Source organism: Kordia sp., assembly GCF_045105435.1.
Lineage (GTDB): Bacteria > Bacteroidota > Bacteroidia > Flavobacteriales > Flavobacteriaceae > Kordia.
Map to the genome: position 1 here is coordinate 1 of NZ_JBGCDL010000062.1, position 6,145 is coordinate 6,145.

Annotated in this window: 3 protein-coding genes; 1 reads left to right on the plus strand and 2 read right to left on the minus strand. The window is 34.5% G+C overall.

The genetic code is table 11. The features are described 5' to 3' along the window. Positions 1–199 precede the first annotated feature (199 nt). Together AB8B65_RS03000 and hemH are read right to left on the minus strand one after the other, a co-directional pair. On the minus strand, positions 200–1,540 hold the full coding sequence (locus AB8B65_RS03000) for an MATE family efflux transporter (RefSeq protein WP_405299380.1): 1,341 nt from the start codon (positions 1,538–1,540) through the stop codon (positions 200–202). Next, the gene (gene hemH, locus AB8B65_RS03005; RefSeq protein ID WP_405299381.1) at positions 1,540–2,577 is read right to left on the minus strand and encodes a ferrochelatase; all 1,038 of its coding nucleotides are present in this window, start codon (positions 2,575–2,577) and stop codon (positions 1,540–1,542) included. The genes AB8B65_RS03000 and hemH overlap by 1 nt, the downstream gene beginning before the upstream one ends. 212 nt (positions 2,578–2,789) lie before the next feature. On the opposite strand from hemH, the gene AB8B65_RS03010 reads away from it, so the two are divergent. Then, a partial coding sequence (locus AB8B65_RS03010; RefSeq protein ID WP_405299382.1) for a TraB/GumN family protein occupies positions 2,790–6,145 on the plus strand: 3,356 nt, incomplete at its 3' end.

The following is a 6,145-nucleotide window of genomic DNA, read 5'->3' on the forward strand; positions in this document are numbered from 1 at the left end:
AAAAAGGGAACGCTTTAAAAAGTGTTCCCTTTTTTATTTTTTAGTCGCACTTTGTTTTAAATATTGCCTAGTTATATATTGGTAATTATTTAAAACGACAAACGAAATGAAGCAGTATTTTCCCCTAGAAAGTCATCAACAAATTGACAAATCAACAAACTTTCAAATCAACAAATAAACGAATCCAACCAAAAGAACATCATTTCAACGTTCGTTTCACTTCTCTATTCAAATACCAACCTGTAACAATGGTTGAAAGCAAATCGGCAATAGGAAACGCAACCCAAACTCCAAAGATTCCGTAGTATTTAGGCAAAATTAAAATTAATGGAATAAGGAAGAATCCTTGTTTTGTAAGCGTCAATAACAATGCAGGAATCGCTTTCCCAATAGCTTGAAAATAGCCCGAGCCAATCATTTGAACGGCAATTAACGGCGTTACTAAGAAAACCCAACGCAATGCATTTGGCGTATCGCGAATCACAGTTTCATCATTTGTAAAAACAGCCGTTATTTGCTCTGGAAAAATCATAATAATAGCAAAAATAAGCAATGCCAAACCTGTTCCATATTTTATGGATATATTGATACTTTCGCGCACACGCGCCAATTTTTCAGCACCATAATTATAGCCTGCAATTGGTAGAAATCCTTGCGAAATTCCCATCACAGGAAATAAAGCAAACATTAGCATTCGGCTAATAATTCCGTAAATCGTCACCGATGTTTCTCCGCCGTACATAAATAAGGTATGATTTAAAATGATAGACAGAATACTCACCATTCCTTGTCGCGCTAAAGTTACGCCACCCAATTCTGTAATTTCTCTAACAATAGCGCGTTCTAACTTAAAACAACGTAATTTTATTTTGAGCTCACTGTGTTTTGAAAAGAAAAACCAATAAATGAATAGAAAGCAAATAAAGTACGAAATCGACGTTGCCCAAGCTGCGCCTGCCATGCCCATATCCAACACATTGATAAACAAATAATCGAAAAATATATTTCCAATTGCTGGCAAAATCAATGCTACCATTGCAAATTTTGGCTTGCCTTCTGCCCTTACGACTGGATTTCCTGTCATACACAAGGACAAAAACGGAATTCCATACATGACAATTACATAGTACGTTTCCGCAGGAGCGAGAATTTTACCATTCGCACCAAAAAGTGCCAAGGCTTCTTCTTTAAATATAAGTCCAACAATGACAAAGAAAACCGCCAAACCAAACGACAATACAATTTGATTTCCAAAAGTCCGCTGTGCTTTGTCATGATCGTCTTTGCCCAACGCTCTGGAAATAATAGACGCGCCACCAACTCCAATTGCCATTCCAATAGACGCAATTAAAAAGGTAAGCGGCACTACAACCGTAATGGCGGCAATTGCCATAGAACCAATCCACTGACCTACAAAAATGGTATCGACTACCATATTGAGCGACATAACCAAAATTCCTATCGATGCAGGAAGTGCTTGCGAAATGAGCAATTTCCCAATAGGTGCAATGCCAAGTTCAGCAGATTTGTTACTTGCCATTAGGCAGTTACTTCAGCTTTAGAAGCTACACTCCATTCGTTAATCCAACGTGTCATTACTTTTACCCATTCGTCATCATCATTTAAGCACGGAATGTGCTCGTATTGTTCTCCGCCAGCTTCTTGGAATTGTTCTTCACCTTCCATTGCAATTTCTTCCAACGTTTCCAAACAATCAGATACAAATGCTGGTGTAATGACCACTAAATTCTTTTTTCCTTCTTCCGGAAAACGTTCAAATTCCTTATCTGTATACGGTTTTAACCAAGGATCGCCTCCTAAACGTGACTGGAATGAGTTGCTAAATTTATCGGCTGGCAAATCTAAATATTCGCCAACTGCTTTTGTGGTTTCAAAACATTGATGTCTGTAACAAAACTCGTGTGCTTTTGATGGCGTATTGCAACAACTTCCATCCATTTTGCAGTGTGATTTTGTAGGATCACTTTTGCGAATATGTCGTTCAGGAATTCCGTGATACGAAAACAAAATATGATCGTAATCAATATCTTTTATATGTAATTTTATTTTTTCAGATAGTACACGGATGTAATCTGGATGTTTATAAAAAGAAGGAACTATTGTTAGTTCCATATTTGGAAAATGTGCTTTTTGCTCTTCTCGTGTTTTCACAACAACAGTTTCATAAGATGACATCGCGTAATGCGGATACAAAGGCACTACTAATACTTCATCGACACCTTTTTCGTGTAATTCTTGCAATCCTTTTTGAATGCTCATAGATCCATATCGCATTCCCAATGCAACAGGAACTTTGGCACGTGCTTGCACTTTATTATGAAAACGCTCTGAAATAATGATTAACGGCGAACCTTCTTCCCACCAAATTTTTTGGTATGCTTTCGCTGATTTTTTCGGACGTGTGTTTAAAATAATTCCTTTTACAAGAAACGTACGAAGCCACTTTGGAACATCAATTACGCGTTCGTCCATTAGAAATTCACCTAAGTATCTTTTTACGTCTTTTGGGTTTGGGCTATCTGGCGAACCAAGATTTATAAGTAATACACCTTTCATTTGTTTCTTTTTTAGTCTTCTTTTTAGAGAATTACAAAAATACGACTCTATCTTCAATTATTGTACAGACAAGTATAGGAAATGTTGATACACTCATTTAAAAAGCATTTTTACGCATTATGATTCTGTTAACATGAAAGAATTTATATCTTTAGTACATTGGTAATTATTTTACCGATGACATTAGTACCATTAAATTTTCTACCTATTTTATGAGAATATATATATCACTTCTGCTGCTGTGTTTCGCATCTTTACTAGTTGCGCAAGAAGAAAAACAAAGTCTTCTTTGGGAAGTTTCCGGAAACGGTATGGAAAAGCCATCCTATTTATACGGAACAATGCATGTAAGCAAAAAAGTAGCTTTTCGCTTAGATGATGTATTTTTTAAAGCCTTAGAGGAAGCCGAAACGGTTGCTTTAGAGTCAGATCCTACAACTTGGTTGGCACACAATTACGAACAAATGACAGATGTTTCTCCACGAAGTTATGGCGGTGATAATTTTTACAATAAGAATTTTAACCCTGAGTTTTCTAAGAAAGAAGCCGTACGACGTATTATCCGATTTGACAATAGAATTATCAATGGATATTTATACCGAAAACAAGCTGGCGCAGACGATTTTGAAGAAGAAACATATTTAGATATGTTTATTTATCAAGCAGGAAAAAAGAATGACAAACCTATTATTAGCCTAGAAGACATCAAAGAATCACGGTATCTAACTTCGCGTGCTGCATACAATGTTTTAAAGAAAAAACCAGATGAATGGGTTCAAAAAAAGTTCAAGGACCAAAACAGATATACAGTTCAAGAAGATGTATATAGAAATCGAAATATTAATTTACTAGATTCTATTGGTGCAGCTACAAATACACAATATTATCGTGAAAATATGTTGTTTAAGCGTAACGAAAATATGGTCATTGTGATGGATTCACTAATGCAACATAAAACCGTTTTCGCTGGCGTTGGCGCTGCACATTTAGCTGGTGAAAAAGGAATGCTTCAAATGCTAGAAAATCGTGGATATACTGTAAAACCATTAACGTCCAAACAAACCGATTTTGCACTGAAAGCGAAAGTAGAATTGGAAGATTTACACGTAAAACCCTATTTGAATACGTACAGTACGCCAGATGGTTTTATTACGATTAAAACCTTTGATGAACTCAGAGAATTCGTCTATAAAGAACAAAAATTTTACTTGGCGCCCGACATGACAAATGGTGCGTATTTAACCATTACACGATTAAATACCTACGATCAGTTTCCGAACGAAGAAAAAATTACACTCGAAGAAATTGATCCGTTATTGTATGAAGATATTCCAGGTGACATCATTTCAAAAGAACCGTTGACAAGTCCGTTTCCAGGATTTAGCATCGTTAATAAAACGAAAAAAGGCGATTACCAAAAGTATCATATTTACAAAACACCAATAGAAATGATTATCATCAAATTTGGTGGAAAAAAAGATTTTGTGCTTCAATATGAAAAAGAAGTTTTTGGCTCTTTACAGTTTAAGAAACCTTCAAATGAATTAAAAACATACACATCTGAATATAAGAAATATGAATTTTTATTTCCTGTAAATTTCATTTCAGATAACACTAAAAATGTAGGAAATAAATTGTTGCAAGCAACTGTAAATGACGAATATTATTTCTTCAAAGAAGTTTTTAATAATGATGTTTCATACATTGAAGAAGATGCGTTTGAAGCAGAATATATTCATAATAATTTCTACAAAAAATTAGCGATTGAAAAGATTGATGGCAATTTTGTCGATTACAACTATAAAAGTTATGAATCGTCTGCGATTATTGATACGATCACACAGAAAAAAATCTACCTAAAAACGGTGGTAAAAGACGAAAGTTATTATCTACTTGGCTTTATTGGTAATGATGCGCAAAAAGTAAAAACCTACTTTAACTCATTCAAAATTAAAACGCCAACCTACAAGCGATTTGAAACAGTAATTGATACTGCACTGCACTTTTCGGTGTTGACCAACACAAAACAACCAATGGTTTCGCAATCGTACAACTCGCGTTATGATTCGGATAAAAAAGCCTACGATCAAGAAAAAAAATACATTACCTACACATCCAAAAGTAATGAAAAAGTATTGGTACGCAGAATAAAATATCACGACTTGCAAATGTTTCATAATATTGATAGTTTATGGGATGGAATGGAGCGTTTTTACGAATTCAATTTTGTGGTTGAAGATAGAAAGCGCGAACAAAATGATGATATTTTTTACAGTACGTATGTGTTGAGAGATACGGCAAGCGCCAAACGTATTTACCGAAAAGATATTCTAAAAAAGGGCGTTTTATTCAGTTTATCTACCTTAGAAGATTCTATCGCTGAGCATTCTGAATTTGTAAAAAACTTCTATGAAACATTTACGCCGATTGACACTTTGCTCGGGAAAGATATTTTTGCCGATAAAACCGATGTCTTCTTTGATGGAATTAAAAACAATGACAGTATTGTATTAAAGTCGTATGCAAAAATTAAGTTTGCTGACAAACATGCAAATACGATTATTTCCATCTTAAAAGACCATGAATTCCCTGAAGATCGTGAAAACATTAAAAACTATTTAATTTCGTCCTTAGGAAAGCTTAAAAACAATCGTGTTCATCCGTTTTTTAAAGAATTATACATCGGAGCTTTTGAAGATTCAAAAACACAAACTACCATTTTAAAAACCTTGATGCGACAAAAAAATGAAGCCTCTTTTCAGTTGATTTTAACATTGTTGGAAAATGATTTCCCATTAGATTCTAGAGGAACAGAACGTCTTTTTGATGTTGGAAAAGACAACTTATCACTCAAGAAAGAGTTGTTTCCTGAATTATTGAACTATTCGAGCATTCAAGAATACAAAACTCCAATTTATCGTTTATTAACACAATTAAGTGATAGTAGTTTAGTGAAACCAAAAGCATATAAAAGATATAAAAATCAACTGTTGAATGACGCCAAAATTGAAATCAAACGAAACTTAGGGAAATCGTCTCGATACAGTTTTAAAAGTAGCAGAGCTTTGTTGCGTTATGTAAAACTATTATTTCCGTTGCGAAAGGATAAAAACATAAAGGACTTTTTCAATAAGTTGCTCAAAACAGATTCAAAAGCTGCTTTATCTACTTATCTTGCTTTATTACTGGAAAACAACGAACCAATTCCCCAAGAATTAAAAGACAAAACCTTATTTGACGAAAAATCATTGGCTTCTACCTTATGGAAACTTTCAGAAAAAGATTTACTCAATTTTGTGCCCGATTCGCTAAAAACACAACAACGCTATGCAAAAGCAGGATTGGCGAGTCGCATTGGACTCGACAAAGAAAAAGACACCATTTCGTTTGTAAAAACCATCAAAGTAAGCAATGACGATGGCGACATTACTATATATTTCTTCAAGGTAAAAGAAACAAATCGTTACCGAGAAACCAACAAACTCTATCACGTAGCATTTGTAGATAAACCTACACTAAACGTAGAACCATATCTTTTAACTCGAAGCGCAAGAGGCAAACGTATTTA

Excerpts from the sequence above, each read along its gene's own strand:
- AB8B65_RS03000 (WP_405299380.1), bottom strand. The coding sequence starts at position 1,540 with ATGGCAAGTAACAAATCTGCTGAACTTGGCATTGCACCTATTGGGAAA.
- hemH (WP_405299381.1), bottom strand. The coding sequence starts at position 2,577 with ATGAAAGGTGTATTACTTATAAATCTTGGTTCGCCAGATAGCCCAAAC.